The organism is Streptomyces graminofaciens, assembly GCF_030294945.1.
In the GTDB taxonomy this organism is placed as follows: domain Bacteria; phylum Actinomycetota; class Actinomycetes; order Streptomycetales; family Streptomycetaceae; genus Streptomyces; species Streptomyces graminofaciens.
Genome location: NZ_AP018448.1, coordinates 263111 through 279700 on the forward strand (window position 1 = coordinate 263111; position 16590 = coordinate 279700).

Annotated in this window: 19 protein-coding genes and 2 pseudogenes; 8 read left to right on the plus strand and 13 right to left on the minus strand. The window is 68.9% G+C overall.

Annotation, left to right across the window (positions count from 1 at the left end; genetic code table 11):
- Positions 1–264: 264 nt before the first annotated feature.
- The 4 genes and pseudogenes from SGFS_RS01305 to SGFS_RS01320 all read right to left on the minus strand — a co-directional run.
- Positions 265–729, minus strand: a complete 465-nt coding sequence (locus SGFS_RS01305; protein WP_286246923.1) for a DUF3618 domain-containing protein — start codon at positions 727–729, stop codon at positions 265–267.
- On the minus strand, positions 726–1145 hold the full coding sequence (locus tag SGFS_RS01310; RefSeq protein WP_286246926.1) for a phage holin family protein: 420 nt from the start codon (positions 1143–1145) through the stop codon (positions 726–728). Before SGFS_RS01310 ends, SGFS_RS01305 begins: the two co-directional genes overlap by 4 nt.
- Positions 1146–1305: 160 nt before the next feature.
- Positions 1306–1506: a phosphatase PAP2 family protein gene (locus SGFS_RS01315; protein ID WP_350283957.1), complete on the minus strand. Its 201-nt coding sequence runs from the start codon at positions 1504–1506 to the stop codon at positions 1306–1308.
- Positions 1507–1903: 397 nt separating this feature from the next.
- Positions 1904–2533, minus strand: a pseudogene (locus SGFS_RS01320) (YihY/virulence factor BrkB family protein); the annotation flags it as partial.
- A 110-nt stretch (positions 2534–2643) separates the two neighbouring features.
- On the opposite strand from SGFS_RS01320, the gene SGFS_RS01325 reads away from it, so the two are divergent.
- The 3 genes from SGFS_RS01325 to SGFS_RS01335 all read left to right on the plus strand — a co-directional run bounded on the left by SGFS_RS01325 (position 2644) and on the right by SGFS_RS01335 (position 5223).
- On the plus strand, positions 2644–3000 hold the full coding sequence (locus tag SGFS_RS01325; protein WP_286246928.1) for a TetR family transcriptional regulator C-terminal domain-containing protein: 357 nt from the start codon (positions 2644–2646) through the stop codon (positions 2998–3000).
- 477 nt (positions 3001–3477) lie between these two features.
- Positions 3478–4272, plus strand: a complete 795-nt coding sequence (locus SGFS_RS01330) for an SDR family NAD(P)-dependent oxidoreductase (protein ID WP_286246930.1) — start codon at positions 3478–3480, stop codon at positions 4270–4272.
- A 69-nt stretch (positions 4273–4341) separates the two neighbouring features.
- Complete coding sequence (locus SGFS_RS01335) at positions 4342–5223, plus strand: helix-turn-helix transcriptional regulator (protein WP_286246932.1); 882 nt, start codon at positions 4342–4344, stop codon at positions 5221–5223.
- A gap of 354 nt (positions 5224–5577) precedes the next feature.
- On the opposite strand, the gene SGFS_RS01340 is transcribed toward SGFS_RS01335, so the two are convergent.
- Positions 5578–5709 (minus strand): GNAT family N-acetyltransferase, encoded by a 132-nt coding sequence (locus tag SGFS_RS01340; RefSeq protein ID WP_350283958.1) that lies wholly within the window; start codon positions 5707–5709, stop codon positions 5578–5580.
- A 321-nt stretch (positions 5710–6030) separates the two neighbouring features.
- Here SGFS_RS01340 and SGFS_RS01345 point away from each other — a divergent pair, with 321 nt between their 5' ends.
- Entirely contained in the window at positions 6031–7530 is a 1500-nt protein-coding gene (locus SGFS_RS01345) for a hypothetical protein (protein WP_286246935.1), read from the plus strand.
- A 36-nt stretch (positions 7531–7566) separates the two neighbouring features.
- Here SGFS_RS01345 and SGFS_RS01350 read toward each other — a convergent pair whose 3' ends face one another.
- The gene (locus SGFS_RS01350) at positions 7567–8271 is read right to left on the minus strand and encodes a transposase (protein ID WP_286246937.1); all 705 of its coding nucleotides are present in this window, start codon (positions 8269–8271) and stop codon (positions 7567–7569) included.
- 551 nt (positions 8272–8822) lie between these two features.
- Complete coding sequence (locus tag SGFS_RS01355; RefSeq protein ID WP_286246939.1) at positions 8823–8960, minus strand: hypothetical protein; 138 nt, start codon at positions 8958–8960, stop codon at positions 8823–8825.
- Between the two features lie 421 nt (positions 8961–9381).
- Between SGFS_RS01355 and SGFS_RS01360 the strand changes: the two genes are divergently transcribed.
- Together SGFS_RS01360 and SGFS_RS01365 are read left to right on the plus strand one after the other, a co-directional pair.
- The gene (locus tag SGFS_RS01360) at positions 9382–9909 is read left to right on the plus strand and encodes a GNAT family N-acetyltransferase (RefSeq protein WP_286246941.1); all 528 of its coding nucleotides are present in this window, start codon (positions 9382–9384) and stop codon (positions 9907–9909) included.
- A gap of 110 nt (positions 9910–10019) precedes the next feature.
- Complete coding sequence (locus SGFS_RS01365) at positions 10020–11381, plus strand: IS1380 family transposase (protein ID WP_286259727.1); 1362 nt, start codon at positions 10020–10022, stop codon at positions 11379–11381.
- A gap of 332 nt (positions 11382–11713) precedes the next feature.
- Here the strand turns inward: SGFS_RS01365 and SGFS_RS01370 are convergent, their stop codons facing one another.
- The 3 genes from SGFS_RS01370 to SGFS_RS01380 are packed head-to-tail and all read right to left on the minus strand — an operon-like array spanning position 11714 to position 12685.
- Complete coding sequence (locus SGFS_RS01370) at positions 11714–11962, minus strand: hypothetical protein (protein WP_286246943.1); 249 nt, start codon at positions 11960–11962, stop codon at positions 11714–11716.
- 54 nt (positions 11963–12016) lie between these two features.
- Positions 12017–12385, minus strand: a complete 369-nt coding sequence (locus SGFS_RS01375) for a HEAT repeat domain-containing protein (protein ID WP_286246944.1) — start codon at positions 12383–12385, stop codon at positions 12017–12019.
- A gap of 12 nt (positions 12386–12397) precedes the next feature.
- Complete coding sequence (locus SGFS_RS01380) at positions 12398–12685, minus strand: hypothetical protein (protein WP_286246946.1); 288 nt, start codon at positions 12683–12685, stop codon at positions 12398–12400.
- 11 nt (positions 12686–12696) lie between these two features.
- Between SGFS_RS01380 and SGFS_RS01385 the strand changes: the two genes are divergently transcribed.
- Entirely contained in the window at positions 12697–12909 is a 213-nt protein-coding gene (locus tag SGFS_RS01385) for a hypothetical protein (protein ID WP_286246947.1), read from the plus strand.
- A 17-nt stretch (positions 12910–12926) separates the two neighbouring features.
- Here SGFS_RS01385 and SGFS_RS01390 read toward each other — a convergent pair whose 3' ends face one another.
- The 3 genes from SGFS_RS01390 to SGFS_RS01405 all read right to left on the minus strand — a co-directional run bounded on the left by SGFS_RS01390 (position 12927) and on the right by SGFS_RS01405 (position 15715).
- Entirely contained in the window at positions 12927–13859 is a 933-nt protein-coding gene (locus SGFS_RS01390; RefSeq protein WP_286246949.1) for a hypothetical protein, read from the minus strand.
- A gap of 513 nt (positions 13860–14372) precedes the next feature.
- The gene (locus SGFS_RS01400) at positions 14373–14651 is read right to left on the minus strand and encodes a hypothetical protein (protein ID WP_286246952.1); all 279 of its coding nucleotides are present in this window, start codon (positions 14649–14651) and stop codon (positions 14373–14375) included.
- Between the two features lie 413 nt (positions 14652–15064).
- Complete coding sequence (locus SGFS_RS01405) at positions 15065–15715, minus strand: hypothetical protein (RefSeq protein WP_286246953.1); 651 nt, start codon at positions 15713–15715, stop codon at positions 15065–15067.
- A gap of 291 nt (positions 15716–16006) precedes the next feature.
- Between SGFS_RS01405 and SGFS_RS01410 the strand changes: the two are divergent.
- Positions 16007–16342, plus strand: a pseudogene (locus SGFS_RS01410) (biotin carboxyl carrier protein); the annotation flags it as partial.
- Positions 16343–16590 lie beyond the last annotated feature (248 nt).

Here is a 16590-nt window from a genome sequence, read left to right on the forward strand (position 1 = left end):
GCAGTCACACGTCCGTGACGACGAGTTGGACTCCACAGACCCGAGCGCGAAAGACTGCGGCAACAGGGCCTCCTAGAACTTTTCGGACGAGATCCCACCCCCGAACTACCAAGAGGCCCTGCTTCCATGCGTGGACCCCACCACGATCACCCGATCAGGACCCCCGTTCGACCAGACAAGCCCGTTGATCGGTAAGCGGATGGCTTCTGAGCGCACCGAGCGCCAGGCCGACCGGCTTGTAGGCGACTTTCGATGCCTCCACGGCTACCTCCTGCCCCGGCGGCGCAGCAGCAGCCAGGCGGCCACCGCCACGCCGCCGACCACGATCAGCGCGGTGCGGTTGTCGCGGGCGGCCTCGGCGCCCTGGTGGGCCTTGGCGCGAACCGGTTCGGGTGCCTTGTCCTGCCAGACCTGACCGGCCTGTCCTGCCTTGGCCTTCACCTGCTCGGCAGTTGCGGTGGCCTTGTCCTTGACCGGCTCGGACAGCTTGTCCTGCACCAGGTGCGCAGCCTCGGCAGCCTTCACCTTGACCTGCCCGGTCAGCTCCGCGGCCTTGGCGCCCGCCTGCTCCTTCACCATGGCTGCTTTCTCCTGCGCGCGGGCCTTGACGTCCGTCTTGGCTGCCAGTTCCTCGACCGTCTCCCCGAGTTCGTGGCGGGTCTGCTCGACCTGTTCCCGCAGCTCTTCGGTGCTGGAGGCGGTGGGCTCGTCGTGGGGCGGCTGGGTCATCGCTGTGCACTCTCCTTGATCTCGGCCACATCGGCCTTGATGCTGTCGATGGTCTGCTGCGGTGCCGGCGGTGCGGCCTGGCTGACCTCCTTCTTGCCCGTCAGGGCCAGGACGGCGGTGATGACGCCGAGGACGGCGGTGACGATCAGGGCCGCGGCCCACACCGGGAGCGGAACAGCCAGCGCGGCGATGGCGGTGGCGATCAGGGCCTGCAGCGTCAGGAAGCCGACCAGACCGGCCCCGCCGAACAGGCCCCCGCCCTTGCTGTACCGCTTGCCCTTCTCTTTCATTTCCGCCTGCGCCAGCCGCATCTCCCCACGTACCAGCTCCTTCAGCTGCTGGGAGGCCCGCTGGACCAGATCACCGACCGGCTCCTGCGAGCCGCTCGGGCCGTGGTGGGAATCCTGAGTACTCATGACGGATTGCCGCCTTTCTCAGCTGCCGGTAGTAGTCGGGCCTTGGATGGAGGCGTCGGCTGTGCCGTTGAACGAGGTACGCCCACCTCACCGGTGCTCGGGTACCCGGATGCGGGTGCAGCATCCAGCGGACCTGCGGCAGCCGGGTGGTTGGTGCTTGTCACCGCAGCAGTCGCATTGCCATGCGGGGAGCACGATGTACCAAGGCTGCTGCAGCCAGACCGAGCGCGGCACCGACGGTGACGTCGCAGGGGTTCTGGGCGCCCGTGTGCACGCGTTCGGCGGCCACCATGACGGCCGGCACCGCACACACCGCGCCCGCCCACGGCCGCACCGCCGCCACCGCGGCGCTGAACGCCACCCCGCGGCGGTGTGCCCGGAAGGGAAGGAGGAGGAACCGGGGCGGTCATGGATCTCCTCGTGCGAGATCCATTCCTTCGCCGGCCGACGCCGATGCCACACGTGCTTGAGGACACAGTTCGAAGCCAGCTCCGCCACGGCCATACTCGCCAGGCCGGCGGTCGCGGCCCTGCGCCCCCGCCACCCGGCGGCGGACAGGGCCGCGGCGGCGCCCCACCACAGCTTGGTGTTCGGCACTCTCCTCCACCGCCGGCAGGCCCCACCGTTCGCAGGTCGACCGCCACGACGCCACCCACCGCGTCAACCGGTGATCACCCTCACGAAGATCCGCCAGCACTCTCATGACCTGCGTCTTCCCGGCCTGAGCAGCGCCTAATTCGATGACCTCGGCAATTACCTCATTCGAGGCGGCGCTGGTCTTCCTCACTCCAGGCACGGGTGTCGCGGGGCGGGACATAGGGCTCTTCCTCCTCGGGCAGACCGCCGGCGACGGCGCGCTGGCGGGCCATCTCCGCGTCGACTTCCAAACCGAGCAGGACCGCGATGTTGCTGATCCACAGCCACACCAGGAACACGATCACCCCGGCGAGGGTGCCGTAGGTCTTGTTGTAGGACGCGAAGTTCGCCACGTAGAACGCGAACCCGGCCGACGCGATCACCCAGATCACCAGGGTCAGGACACTGCCCGGCGTGACTTACGGGAAGCCGCGGCCCTTCACGTTCGGCGTCGCCCAGAACCAAAGCGCGATCATGATCGTGACCAGCACGACCAGCACCGGCCACTTCGCGATCGACCAGGCCGTCAGCGCCGTGTCGCCGATGCCCAGAGCGGTGCCTGCCTGGTGGGCCAGGCCGCCGGTGAACACCACGATCAGTGCGCTGACCACCGCCAGAACCAGCAGCGCCACCGTCACACCCAGACGGACCGGCAGCACCTTCCACACCGGCCGTCCCTCGGGGGTGTCGTACACCGCGTTGGCGGTACGGATGAACGCCGCGACGTAGCCGGATGCCGACCACACCGCCAAACGCCAGGCCCACGGTCGCCACGACCGGGACGAAGGAGAACCTGCAGGTAGCGACAGTCGAGTGCGCACGTGACGTGTTCGCGGACGCGGTAGTACGCCCCACACGGACCGTGCCCCGCGGCGCAGCGCGGGTACGCGCGCTGATCGAGCGGTGGATCGAGTACGCGTCGGTGCCGCTGTTCCCAGGCGGTTGCTTCCGGGCGGCGAACCTGGCCGGCTTCGACAGCCGCCCTGGGCCCGTACGTGACGCACTGTTCCGTTGCCAGCGCGGCTGGCGTGACCTCATCACCGCCGAGCCAAGCCATGCCGTCGGCACCGGAGAGATCGCTCAACTCGACGCCGACCTCACTGCCTTCCAGCTCGACGCGGTACTCCTCGCCGCCAACACCGCGTTGCGGCTCGGCGACGAAGAGGTGGTGGACAAGGTGCGGCTCGTGACCGAGGGGTTCCTCGTCCCTCCACACTGATCCGCAGTCGCGGGCGCCACCTGGACCCCACGTTTGCTGCCGCGGCGCGGATCGGTGGGGCACGGTCTGCGATGTCCGCGCGGTAGGTCACCGTCGGCAACTGGCGCGCCCACGGGTGAAAGATCCGCTTGCAGTCGAGGACCAGGGCGTGGGCGCCGTGGTGCAGGGCGGGTCACCGTCGCCGAGCGGCACCCGCAGATCGCGGCCATCACCATGATCCGCCGTGACGGGCAGGCCCTGATGGCTGGCACTCAGTGAGGATGCTCAGGGGCCCGATCTTGATCGTCTTCTTAGATTAGTGGTCGGCTCCGGAAGTCCTTCGGGGGTTGATTCCGGAGCCGGGCGGTGTGTGTCGCATCGTTGGACGTCCAAGGCGATGTGGTGGACGCTGTCTCGGCTGTCTGCAGAAGGGGGGCCTGGGAGACCCAGGTTGATCTGGGCCTGGTTGACCCGAAGGCTGGTGGTGAGGCTGTGGTCATGACCGACAGCAACAGTGATGTGACCGGCTTCCACGACCGTGTCGTCCTGATCACCGGCGGAACCAGCGGAATGGGCCTGGCCACCGCGCGTCTGCTCCTGGAAGCCGGCTCCGATATCGTCATCACCGGCCGCGACGATGCCCGCCTCGACCGCGCGGCCGAACAACTGGACAAGGTGTCCGACCAGGGCGCCCGGCTGTTCACGGTCCGGGCCGACTCCGCCAGCCTCACCGATCTCGAACGTTTGGCTGCCCTGATCCGTGAACGCCACGGACGTCTGGACGGGGTGTTTGCCAATGCCGGGGTCGGAGTGTTCCAGCGCAGTGGCGAGGTGACTGAGCAGGACTTCGATCTCAGCGTCGACGTCAACTTCAAGGGGGTGTTCTTCACGGTCCAGAAGGTTCTGCCGCTGCTCGACGCGGCGGGTGGCGGTTCCATCGTGATCAACGCGTCGTGGACACTGCACCGGGGCCTGGCCGTCGCACCGGTGTACGCGGCCACCAAGGCCGCCGTCCATAATCTGGCCCGCACGCTGGGCAGCGATCTCGCCGGGCGCGGCATCCGGGTCAACTCGATCAGCCCGGGCTACATCGTCACCGAGATGTTCGACGCCGCCAACCCGGACCCCGCCTCGCACGATGCCATCCGCTCCCAGGTGCCGCTGAGGCGGCTCGGCCAGGCCCAGGACATCGCCGAGACCGTGGCCTTCCTCCTCTCCCCGCAGTCGTCGTACATCACCGCCCAGGACATCGCCGTCGACGGGGGTCTGGTGACCGCGATCCCCGCCCCCTGACGGCGGGCGTGGCTGCCTGGCCCCGGCAGGGCCAGGCAGCCGCCCGTCATGATCGGCCACAATCGTCGTATGAGCGCAGCGATCAACCTGGGCGAGTTCCTCCGCACCCGCCGCTCCCTCCTGCACCCTGAAGACGTTGCCCTGCCGGACTTCGGAGGCCAGCGCCGGGTCGCGGGCCTGCGCCGCGAGGAGATCGCGCAGCTCGCCGGAGTGAGCGTCGACTACTACACCCGGATGGAACAGGGCCGCGTGCCCAACCCCTCGGACGCGGTACTCGACGCCCTCGCCCGCGCACTGCGGCTGGACGGGGATGCCACGCGGCACCTGCACCGCCTAGCCCGACCGCAGCCCTCCGCCCGGCACGTTCCCCGGCGCCAGGCCCGACCGCAACGCGTGCGGCCCATGCTCCAGCGGTTGCTGGACGATCTGGTGGACATGCCGGCGATGGTGATGGGCCGACGCATGGACATCCTGGGCTGGAATGCGGCAGCGGTCGCCCTCTTCGGAGACTACGCGGCCCTGGACCGAGCGGAACGCAACATCGCCCGGATCACCTTCCTCGACGAGACGTCCCGGGAACTGTATGCCGACTGGACCTCCTGCGCCCGCGAGAACGTGGCCTACCTCCACCTGGACGCGGGACGGCACCCCGAGGACCCCCGGTTGGCCAGCCTGATCGGCGAACTGTCGATGAAGAGCGAGGACTTCCGTCATTGGTGGGCCGAGCACCCAGTGCAGGACAAGACCTCGGGAACCAAGCGATTCCACCATCCGGTCGTCGGCGATCTGGAACTGGCCTACGAGACCCTGCGCGCAACGGACGACCCCGATCAGGCCTTGATCATGTATGCCGCCGAGCCGGGCAGCCCATCGCACGACGCCCTGCGGATGCTGCTGGCCTGGGCCGCTGAGGCCCCTTCCGCCCTGCCGGACGACGACCGCGCGCGCTGACCTCCTGGGCAGTCCGGGCCTCACTGCCGACGACCCGCACCTGCGTCAGACGCGTCATCGGTCAATGCTCCGACCAGTACATCCACGAATAGAGCACCGCAGACCGGCAGGCCCGGTCAGCGGATATCCGCGTACCGATCCGTGTTGCGTGGCGAATCCTGCTCGCCGAGGCGTGTGCAGCAGACGACAGGTTTGCGTGATCCACTTCTCCCGATCGGCCCGCCCGCGTCGACGTGCCGTTCGGGGCTGGCTTCGTAGGTGAAAACGGGAGTTTGGACACTCACTTGTCGATCACAGAGCGCAGAAATGTTGGCGAGAAGTAGCACCACTGCGTAGCACCACTGCGAAGCGGACCTATTCGGCCGGTTCGGCGATCAGCGCCGTACCGATCTTGCGGAACCCGAGTCGCGCGTAGATCTGCGCGACGTGGTTGTCACCTGCTGACAGGGAGACGGTTGCCGCGCCCCGCGACCGGGCGTCGGCCACCAGTGTCGCAGTGACCGCGTGGCTTTGTCGGTCAGTAGCGAGAGCGTTTGTTATCCAGGAGGCGAGAACACCCCATGGGCACGGAAGACGAAGTAGCCGAGTTTCAGCAACGCCCGGTTGCTTGACTTGCCCCGGATGTCGTGCATCCGTCGGCGGGGGTGGATGCGGAGTCTGACGGTGTGCCGCGTACGGTCAGGGTACGCATGATGAGCAAGGCTGTCGCCACGTGGTCCGAAGCCCTGCGGACGGAGCCGCCGGTCAGCGCCGACGAGGGAGCCATCGGGCGGCCCGGTTCAGGAGGCGAGGTGGCAGGATGACGTGGTGTCCGACTCTCTCCGTGAACTGTGGCTGCGCGGCATCGCTTTCAACGCGGCGGCGCCCGCCGACGTGCTGATACGTCTCCTGGACGAAGCGGCCGGTGAGGCCGGCTTGCTGATGTGCGAGGGACGCGACCTGCCCGACGCCGTCATCGACGCGGCCCTCCGCCACCCGGTCGAGCGGATCCGCTGCGCCCTCGCCCGCAACCTGCACGTCGACCCCGCACGATTCGCTCCTTTGGCATCGGACCCTTCGGGACTCGTCCGTGCGTGTCTCGCCGGCGGCACCCGGCTCCAGCCCCGGTGGGTCCGGCCCCTGCCGGACGACATCCTCGTCACCTTTCTGACCGCCCAGGAAGGAGGCGAGGACGGCAGGGTCACCGAAAAGGACATCGTCGGGGAGCTCTGGTCCTCCCGGCAGGTCCCTCTGTCCTTCCCGCGGGACATGGCCGGTCACGACCACCCCGCACTCCGTCTGTACGCCGCCTTCCAGTGGCAGTCGCTCACCGCTGCGCAGCGCCATGCCCTGCTCGACGACCCCGCCCCCGCCGTACGGGAAGCAGCCAGGAAGGGCAGCCGACAGCTGGACCCGGAGGCGGTGGAGGCCGAGCTGCCGCCCATCGGATCACGCCACGCGGTGTCCGTGCTCAGCACCTCTGCCCTGTCACCCGCGGTCGTCGAACAGTGCTTCGCGGACGACGAGGTGCACCCGCTGGCCCGGAACCGCCATACACCGGCCGACGCCCTCGCCCGGCTCGCCCGCCACCCCGATGCAGAGATCCGCAGGCTGGTCGCCACCCGGCCCGACCTGGGACCGGAGGCGGCGGAGCTGAGGCAGGATCCGGACGAGGACGTGCGGATGCGTGCCCGCCTCCAGCCCTCCATCCGTACCTGGGCCGAATTCCAGGAGGTCCAAAAGGTCGTCGATCACGGGCCCGACTGCACCTGCCCGATCACGCAGCCGGCCACCGAGCCGTCGCCGGACTGGTTCGCCACCTGTGCGGTGTCCGAGGAACCGGTGCTCCGCCGGGTCGCGGCAAGTTGGCCGGGCCTGTCGGCGGAACTCGTCGAGACCCTCGCGCAGCACGACGACGAGGAGGTGAGGATCCGGCTGGCCTGCCACCACCCCCTGGCTCCGCCGCACCTCCTCCTGGATGTCTTCGTCACCCGCCCGGCCCACCGTCCGCACCTGCTGACCCTGCCCGCGTTCCCCCGTACCGGCCGGGCTCACCTCATCGACCACCCGGATCCCGAGGTACGGGCCCTGGCCGCAGCCGATCCCGCCTTGCCCGACCCCCCGGTGGAGGACCCCGACGCATCGGTGCGCCGGGCAGCGGCCACCAACCCCAGCCTGTCACCCGAAGCCCTGGAGACCCTCCTCGCCGACCCCCGTACCGCCGAGGGCGCTGCGTCCAATCCGGCCCTCACCGTGCCACGCATGCACGCTCTCCTCGACCACTGCCTGAACGGCACCGCCACCCCGCCGGGGGCCGTCCAGCGCTAAGAGGGCGTTTAATCTAGGCGGATTGCCGCTTATGCCCTAGTAGGTTCCTCGCCAGGTTGGCGCGGTCTCGTCCGTTATGCGCTTGGCGAGGTTGTCGATGGACGCGACATGGATCATGGCTTCGGAGCTGGCGGTGAGGGTCTCGTAGTCGCGGGCGAGGCGCCGGTGCATCATGATCCACCCGATACTCCGCTCCACCACCCAGCGCCTTTTCACGACGTGAAATCCGCGAACTTCGGGGTTCCTGTCGACGACTTCGACGTCGATTCCGAGCTTCGCGCCGTGCTCGACGACGGCGTTCTTGAATCCGGTGTCGACCCAGCTCTTGGAGATGGTCGGATACGTTTCCTTCGCCTGGTCGAGGAGGCGTATTCCCAAGGCGTTCTCGTGGAGGCCGGCGGCGGTGACGGTCACGGCGAGGATGAGGCCGAGCGTGTCGGTCACGATGCCGCGCTTGCGGCCTACGATCTTCTTGGCGGCATCGGTTCCCTGGCTGGGCAGGGGCACGTTGATGGAGGTCTTCACGCTCTGGGTGTCGATGACGGAGGCGGTGGGTTGGGGTTTGCGACCTCCCTTGGCCCGGGCCAGGATTGCGTTGAAGACATCGCGAAGTTCGACCTGGGCCGGCTGGCCGGTGGGTCTGCGGTCGAGGCGGGCTTTCCTCCAGGCGGATAAGGTCGGTTCGATCAACGCCCATCGGGTGTCGGACAGGTCGCTGGGGTACGGCTTCCGCTGGCTCACGAAAGGGCTCTTACACGAACGGCGCCACCGACAGCGCGACTTGATCAGTAGGGCGTTTCTGTGACGCTCATAGACCAGACGGAACCCTGGTGCGAGACGCGGAGTAAATGGGCGTCGAGGTCGGAGCCTGGAAGGCCGCGAAGGTGAACGTAGGGAGCTAATCACTTCAAAGAGCACCGGCCGCAAGGGCGACATAACACCGCGAGACATGCCTAAATCCCCACTAAGAGGAAAATTCAGGTTCTATGCCCGATTGCGACTGTCATGTCGCTGTTAGCGTGCGGATCCGGGACCGGAGCTGGAAAGCACCGCCCGCCCCCGGCCGACGCGCCTTCGGCTCAAAGCGCCGGAGTCCTGGAGAAGGAACAAATACAGGCAGCGGTCCCGGACTTGGACGATGTGCCTGCGGGCTGGGAGAGATCCGGGACACTCCGTCTCCATGGTACCAACCCGAAAGACGGCGGCATTTTGGCCTCCGGCACCCGAGGCTACGCTGCGACCGATCTCGAAGGCGATGTCGGGTTCGGTATTTACTCGTTCCAAACTCGAGCTCAGGCCATCACGAGGTACACGGAAAAGAAGTCCCAGATGGCGAACGCCCAATTGGGACCTGCACAGATCCCGGACACCGACGCAGCGTTCACGGCCTCCTTCTGCGTCGGCACGAACCCCTGCAGCACCTCGATCAACCTCCGCATGGGACTCCGTGTACGCCTACGTGAACATCAACACGGATGGTCCAGCTGCGGCCGATGCCAAGATCCCCAACTCTGTCACCCGCATGTTCGTCCAGCGCATCCGGCAGGCACAGCATGGGCTGTCGCCATCGGCAAAGGCAGCGTGAATCCGCAAGCATCTAACCTCGCCGTTTCGGTTGAGATGAGGCCGGAAGCCGGGAGGAAATACGAAAGTGCCTTCTGAGCTGGGACGATGAACCTTGTCGAGGGGTTCTGTCGGTCCAAGCGGAAGGCACTTTCTGCGTGCAGGTTATCGAAACACGAGCTGCGCGATCGACTCGATCCTCCGGCGGGCGTAGGGTGCGGCGGCGCGGGCACCCTTGCATAGGCTGGCCGTCTCATCCGACGCACCGCGACGAGGATCAGCCCGCCCATGCGCAGCAGCACCAGGATTCGCCTGATCGAGCCCACCGACGCCGCCCCGATAGCCGCGCATCGGGTGCGGGACTTCGAGGCTTTCCGGCCGTGGGAACCGGCCCAGCCGGCCGACTTCTTCACCCCGGAGGGCCAGGCGGAGCGGATCGACAAGCTGCTGGCCGGATACCGAGCCGGCACGGTCTGGCCGGGCGTGGTACTCGCCGACGACCAGGTGATCGGGCAGGTCACCGTCGGAGGCATCCTGCCGCAGCCGCACCTGCGCCGCGCCTCCGTCGGATACTGGATCGCCAGTGTCGCCCAGAACCAAGGGCACGCCGGGCACGCCGTCGAGCTTGTACTTCGGGTGATGACGGACGAACTCGGGTTGCACCGCGCCGAGGCGTCCACCAATCTGGAGAATCTGCCGTCGCAGCGGGTGCTGCGCCGCAACGGGTTCAGCCCGTACGGCGTCGCGCACTCCTCGATCTTTCTCGACGGGAGCTGGCGGGACGGGCTGCTGTGGGAGCGGATCCTCGGCGACTGATCTCGCCGTTTCGGTTGAGATGAGGCCGGAAGCGGGGAGGAAATACGAAAGTGCCTTCTGAGCTGGGACGGTTGTCGAGGGGTTCTGTCGGTCCAAGTGGAAGGCACTTTCTGCGCGTGCAGGGTATCGGTTCTCGTCCCAAGCTCCACGTCTCCACTGACGGTTCGGGGGTGGTCGGGCACGCGGGCGCACGTTTGCTGGCGGATCTTGCCGATGCCACCGGTCTGACCTCCGCCTACTCCACTGCGCTCAGGCCGTTGCGACCGCGTGGCACCGGGCACGATCCAGGTCGGACCTTCACCGATCTCGCGGTGATGCTCGCCGACGGCGGTGAGGCGATAGCGGATCTGGCCGTGCTGCGGGACCAGGGCGAGGTATTCGGACCGGTCGCCTCCACGCCCACCGCCTGGCGGTTGCTCGCCGCCACCGACGGGGCAGTACTCGCTTCGCTGCGAGCGGCCCGCGCCTCAGCCCGGGAAGTCGCCTGGATGCAGGCGGCCGAGACCGGCCAGGGCATACCCGCCGTCCAGGCCGACGGACGAGAACTTCCCGGCCTGGTCCTGGACCTCGACGCCACGCTGATCACCTCCCACTCGGAAAAGGAACAGGCCGCGCCCACTTACAAAGGCGGCTTCGGCTTTCATCCGCTGCTTTGCTTCCTCGCGAACACCGGCGAGGCCATGTCTGGCCGACTGCGGCCCGGCAACTCCGGAGCCAACACCGCCGCCGATCACATCGCGGTGCTGGACGACGCCCTCGCGCAGATCCCCGACGCTCACCGGTATGGCACCCAGATCCTGGTCCGCGCCGACAGCGCCGGATCCGCGAAAGCCTTCCTCACTCACATCCGGACCTTGCGCGAGCACGGGCTGAACCTGCGGTTCTCGGTCGGATACGCGGTCACCGAGCCAGTCCGTCGTGCAATCCGCTCACTGCCCGAAGCTCTCTGGCATCCCGCCCTGGACCAGAACGGGACACTGCGAGACGGCGCCGAGGTCGCCGAACTGACCGGCATGGTCGACCTCGCCGGTTACCCGGCCGGCACCCGCATCACAGTGCGGCGCGAACGACCGCACCCCGGCGCCCAACTGTCCCTGTTCGACCACAACGAGGGCCTGCGGCACCAGGTATTCCTTACCGATACCCCTTACTCCGGCGGCGGCTCCGCACAGTTCCTCGAGGTCCGCCACCGAGGACACGCCACCGTCGAGGACCAGATCCGGTGCGGCAAGAACACTGGCTTCGGCCACTTCCCCTCCCGCCATTTCGACGTCAACGCCACCTGGCTTGAACTCAGCCTCACGGCGATCGATCTCCTCGCCTGGGCCCGCGTCCTCCTGCTGGATGGCGAACTCGCCGCCGCCGAACCCAAGAAACTTCGCTACCGGCTGCTACACGTTGCCGCCCGCCTCACCCGCGGTGGACGCCGCCTCCGCCTGCGGATCTCGGCGACCTGGCCCTGGAGACACTAACTGGCCACGGCCTTCCACCGCCTCGCCGCACTGCCCCGACCGGCTGACTGACCTGCGGCCCCCGCCCACCCACGATCCGAAGGACCCGGAGAACCCGACCATTGCGCCGGGACTCCACCATGCCCAGGCAACAGAATCGCCTCGACCACCCAACAGTTGATGATCAACGCAGCCGCCTCAGTCCAACCGAAACGGCGAGGCTAACTCTTTGCGATCACCACGAAAGTTGTGCCAGAACCGACCCGTCAACAAACCACGCCGGGGTGCGCGGCAGCGCGTTCGGCGGCGGTGCCTGGGACGCGCGGCGGGGTGTGCTCGGCGCCGGCCCCGGGTCAGGGGCAGCCAGAGCGCGTCGTCGAGGGCGAGGTGGGCGGACCAGCCGGCGCCGGGGGATCGAGCCGGGCGATGAGGGTACGACTGACCCGCTGGAGTTCCTCGTCGTGGTCGATGCTCTGGAACCTGCCGCCGCGCCGGGGCTGGGCCAGTTGCTCGCGGAGCAGGGGCAGGGCCGGTGCCGCGAGGGGGCCCATGCGGCCCAGGCAGTTCACGATGTGGTTGGCCGTTGCGGGGTTCTTGGCCATGGCCTGCAACAGGGCGTCCAGGACGGGCGGTGTCTCGGCCTCGCCGGCGATCTTTCAGAGCGCGGCCGCGCAATGCACCCGGACCCATTCGTAGTCGTGCGTCAGGAGGCCTCGCAGGCGCGGCAGTGCGACGGAGGGCGGCGGCCCTAACTCGCCGAGCACATCAGCCGCGTCACTGATCCGGAAGGTGATCGGGTCGTCGAGGAGGCCGAGCAGGAGCGGCATGACCTCAGCCAGGTCACCGCCGGTGGCCCACAGCGCGGCGACAGCGGCGGGCCGTACGTGCGCGTCGGTGGCGGTGGTCAGCGACCGGATCGTGTCCCGTGCGCCGGTTGCCGCCGAGCCGAACGCCCCCAGCGCCTTCAGGGCTGATCGCGTGACGCCGTGCTGCTCATGGCGCACCGCAGCGCCGAGCGTGTCCACGAACACAGGGACCTAGGCCGGATCGCCGAGGGCGGCCAAGGCGGCCAGGATCGCGTCGGCGCTCATCTCGTTCCACTGCTGGGAGAGGTCGAGCCGGTGCAGGTGGTCGCGGAGCCGGGGCGCCAACTGGTCCGCCGCCTGCGGCAGATGCCCTGCGCCCTGGATCGCACGCCAGACGTCGACGCCGCTGTCCAGCGCGGCCAGCAGACTCGGCAGCGCGCGTGCGTCGCCGAGCCGCGCCAAGGCCCGCACGGCCTCCTGATGGCTTCTGCGCAGCAGCACGTCGGGGGCCGCGCCCATACGTGAGGGCCGTGCGCCGCGCGTTGAGCGTCGATGTGCGCGGCGAGTGCCTCCCGGGCCGGGGCGGCGATCGCGTGGCATGCCTCCAGGACGGCCGCAGCCTCGGCGGCGACCTCCTGGTCGGCCGTGGTGAGCTGGCCGGCGACCAGCAGGAGGCGGCCGGTGTGATCCCCGCGCCAGGTGAGCATCAACTCCCCGCTCATACGGACCGCGTCCAGGCGTGAGCCGGGGTCGGGGCTGCTCAGCTGCTCGGCCAGCACTGCGGTGCGCTCGGGGACCCGGGCTCCCAGGGCTTCGTGGAACGTAAGCAGCAAAGCTGTGGTCCGTGCGTACACGCGCGTGTGCCGGTCGAGATCTTCGAAGGTGGCGGCGATCTGGGGCGCAACCTGTCCGTGGGTGCCGCCGGGCAGCTCGGAGCCGGTGCGATTGGCCGCACGGGTATGGCGCGGGCAGTCCCGCGCAGCAGGCCGACGGCGACCGGCACGGCATCCTCACCGATCTCATCCGGAGCGCAGCGGGCCCGCTGGACCACGGCCGCGAGCCGGGTCACCGTGCCCCGGGCCGGGTCGGCGGCGAGCCCCGAGAGCCAGCCCATCACCTGTTCCGTGGCCGCCGGCAGGCACAGTGCCAGGGTGGCCGCCGCCTGAACGATCCGCAGCCGCGCCGCGATCCCCTGCTCGACGGCCAGCCGCTCGCGCAGCACGGCGGCGGCCCGGTCGGCGTCGTCGAGGAAAAGTCCGAGCCCTCCGATCGTGGCCAGGCGCACGTCCGGGTCTCGGTCGCGGGCGAGTTCGGCGAACTGCGCACCCCGCTCGCGCAGGAAGGCGACGGCCTGCCCGCAGCCCATCGGTGGGTAGTACTCGATCTCGGTGCCGTCGTCCTCAAAGCCCAGGTCGAGGGATTCCCGGCCGATACTGACCAGCAGCGCGACGACGGCGGCCCACTCAGGCGTGGTGCCGTCGGCGGCCAGCTCGAACAGGAAGGGCAGGCTGGCCGCCGTCGACGGGTACACGCTGCCCTGATGATGGACCGCGCCGAAGAAGCGGTCGAGGGCCTTGCGGCGTTCCTCGGTGTGCGGGGAGCGCAACGCCCACAGCAGTGCTGGTACCTCCTCGGCGGTGCCGTACGCGTGCTCCATCGATGCCCAGTCGATGTCATCAAGTCCCTCAAACATGATCCGAACCATGAAGGGCAGCACTGACAACAAGGGCCGTTCCAGCCACAGGGCCACCAGACGCCATCAGCGCGGCCAGGACCGAAGGGGCGAGGCGTGCTGCGCGGGATCACGGCAAGCGGCCGGGCCCCCACACCCTTACAAGACGGTGGAGGGAGCCGTCGGGCCCGCGGCGTTGCGCGGTGTGTTCAGGGAGGATACAGGCGCCTGACGCAGAACGCGGGCCAAGTCGCGTCGTATGCGTTCGGCTTCGCCCCGTACCTGGGCGGGGACGTCGCCGCGCTCGGCGACGAGTCGGCTGAAGATGGGGGTCTCCTGGAACACGGCGTGATCTGCTCTCTGTCAGGCTTACCGGGCGGCGGTACGGGGCCAGTGCGGTGGTTTACAGCTGTGAGTCGAGGCCGATAGAGGCCACGTCCGGCACCCTACGGCGAGGCACTGACAGCGCGGTGTACTCAGCTGTCCAGCCGCCGTCGAAGAGCGCGGTGGCCAGGCGTCATGTACTCATGCCCGTCAGGTAGCCGGCGGCTCCTCGTCGTCCGGCACTTGGTGTTCCTGCACCAGTTGCTCGATCTCCCGGGGCACGTCGTACAGCGCCGTCAGGACCAGACCCCACGCCCGGTCCCGCAGTTCCTCCGGTACCTCGTCCTCGATTTTCTGCGCAAGCCTGCCGATCTCGTCCCGGGCGTCATCTTCCGTGCCCGTGGTCGGCGCGGTCATCACCGCCCACAGGATCCGGCCGACCCCGGCCGCAACCCGGCCCATGTTGCCGAGTACCGAGCCCACATCCATCTGCGCTCCCTCCCCTGGTGGTTGCCCCGCCCCAGTGTGCAGGGCGGGCTCGGCCGTGATTCCGGCGCCCCCGAGGCACATCCTGCCGGAGACCGCGGCTCGTGCGAGTGGCCCGGCTGTGCACCGCGGCCGGACGCGCTGCTCTGCGGTGACGGACCAGCGGTAAGCGGTAGCGAAAGGGGTGCGTGCGGGGCCGAGCTCGCGTTCTTGCCGCGGAGTTGGTGCTGCTTGGGCGAGTCGGGTGGTGGCCGACGCGAACTGCGCCATGGGGCGTTGTGAGTCGGCGATGACGCGTTCGATGATCTTCTCTTGTCTGCGGGAGAAAGCGGGCGGGCGGGGCGGGTAGAGGTCTGTGATCGCGTTGTCGAGGCCCGCTCGGGCGATCGGGCGACCGGGCGCCTGCGCCTGATGGATCAGGCGGGTGCACAGGCCGTCTTCGGTGGTGCCGGCCGTGCGGAACCGGGCGGTGATCTGTTCGATCTGCCGGTGGTGGGCGGGAGGAACCGCACGGCGTCCGCAATGTCCGCAGGCCGGTGGTCGAGACTGTCGGTAACGAGGTTGCCCGCCGTCCTTTCCACGAGGGCGGGCAGGACAGCAGCCAGGAAGCGGCCCGTTGCGAACATCCGGTACAGGGCGTGAAGCAGCCGGGCTTCTCCCCCAGCCTCCGCGAGGATGCCGGGCGGCCTGCGTGGTCGGATGCGGCTTCCTTCGTCCGGCTGCCAGGCCGGGCCGTACAGCAGGCGTCCGGCGCGCAGCGCCATGGTGGCAGCAATGACGCAGGCGGGATGCGCGGCGGGGGGCTGGGGCAGCGGAGATGTCTGGCCTCGGCGGCGTGCGAGGTAGCCGTACGGGGGCAGGAGCGGGTGTGCGCTGGGGTCGTCGAGGTCGACGACGTGATGCCATGCCTCTGCCTCGCGCTGCCACTGGCGGGCTGCGGTGCGCAGGTCCGTGACCAGCGCGCTCGGAGCGCTGTCCGGTGCGGCGTGGGTGAGGAGTTGGGCCGAAAGGAGCCGGGCCAGGGCCAGGTCATCCGCGAACTCGCCGGCAATCCGCTGGAACTGCACTTCCACTGCGCCATCGGCCTGCCCGGCCTGACCTACCTCAAGGCCGCCGACCTGGGGGTACAGGCCCTCCAAGTCGCCTGTGGAGCCCTGGCAGGCCGGACCTCGCTGCCCAACGCCCAGCAAATCGTGGCCAATCTGGGCGAGTTCGGCCACACCGTGAACGTCGACGACCGGCTGCTCGGGGTCGTGGCGGACTACTTCCACCACATGGCCGAGGCCGAAGGACTGCCCGTCGGCGGTCCACGGGACTTCGACGCCGCGTTCATGCGCCACCAGGTGGCGGGCGGCGTGATGACCACCCTGCGCCGCCAGCTCGACGAACTGGGCTTCGGTGACCGCTTCGACGCCGTGATCGAGGAGGTGACCCGAGTGCGCGCCGAACTCGGCTTCCCCATCATGGTCACCCCCTTCCCGCAGATGGTGTGCACTCAGGCGCTGTACAACGTCATCGGCGCCGAACGCTACGAGAACGTCACCGACCAGGTGATCCGGTACGTGCTCGGCAGCTTCGGCCGCCCCACCGCCCCCGTCGCCCCGGACATCGCCGACCGCATCCTCGACCGGCCGCAGGCCAGGGAGCTCGCCGCGGAACCACCCCCGTCGACCGTCGCCGAACTGCGGAAACGGTTCCCGCGCGGCATCAGCGACGAAGAACTGCTCCTGCGGGCCACCATGCCCACCGAGCAGGTGGACGCCATGGTGGCCGCCGGTCCGGCCCGGCGGCACCACGACCCCGCGGTGAAGCCGGTACTGGACCTGCTCCACGGCCTGCGAACGCGCCCTGCGATACCCGAACTGATCCTGGAACGGCCCGACTTCCGACTGGAGCTGCACCATGACCGCCGAAACGGCGGACGAAGCCGCCGCCTCACTGA

Bases quoted from the DNA above. Each gene is read 5' to 3' on its own strand.
- SGFS_RS01305 (WP_286246923.1), bottom strand. From the start codon at position 729: ATGACCCAGCCGCCCCACGACGAGCCCACCGCCTCCAGCACCGAAGAG.
- SGFS_RS01310 (WP_286246926.1), bottom strand. From the start codon at position 1,145: ATGAGTACTCAGGATTCCCACCACGGCCCGAGCGGCTCGCAGGAGCCG.
- SGFS_RS01330 (WP_286246930.1), top strand. From the start codon at position 3,478: ATGACCGACAGCAACAGTGATGTGACCGGCTTCCACGACCGTGTCGTC.
- SGFS_RS01335 (WP_286246932.1), top strand. From the start codon at position 4,342: ATGAGCGCAGCGATCAACCTGGGCGAGTTCCTCCGCACCCGCCGCTCC.
- SGFS_RS01360 (WP_286246941.1), top strand. From the start codon at position 9,382: ATGCGCAGCAGCACCAGGATTCGCCTGATCGAGCCCACCGACGCCGCC.
- SGFS_RS01370 (WP_286246943.1), bottom strand. From the start codon at position 11,962: ATGGCCAAGAACCCCGCAACGGCCAACCACATCGTGAACTGCCTGGGC.
- SGFS_RS01380 (WP_286246946.1), bottom strand. From the start codon at position 12,685: ATGGGCGCGGCCCCCGACGTGCTGCTGCGCAGAAGCCATCAGGAGGCC.
- SGFS_RS01390 (WP_286246949.1), bottom strand. From the start codon at position 13,859: ATGTTTGAGGGACTTGATGACATCGACTGGGCATCGATGGAGCACGCG.
- SGFS_RS01400 (WP_286246952.1), bottom strand. From the start codon at position 14,651: ATGGATGTGGGCTCGGTACTCGGCAACATGGGCCGGGTTGCGGCCGGG.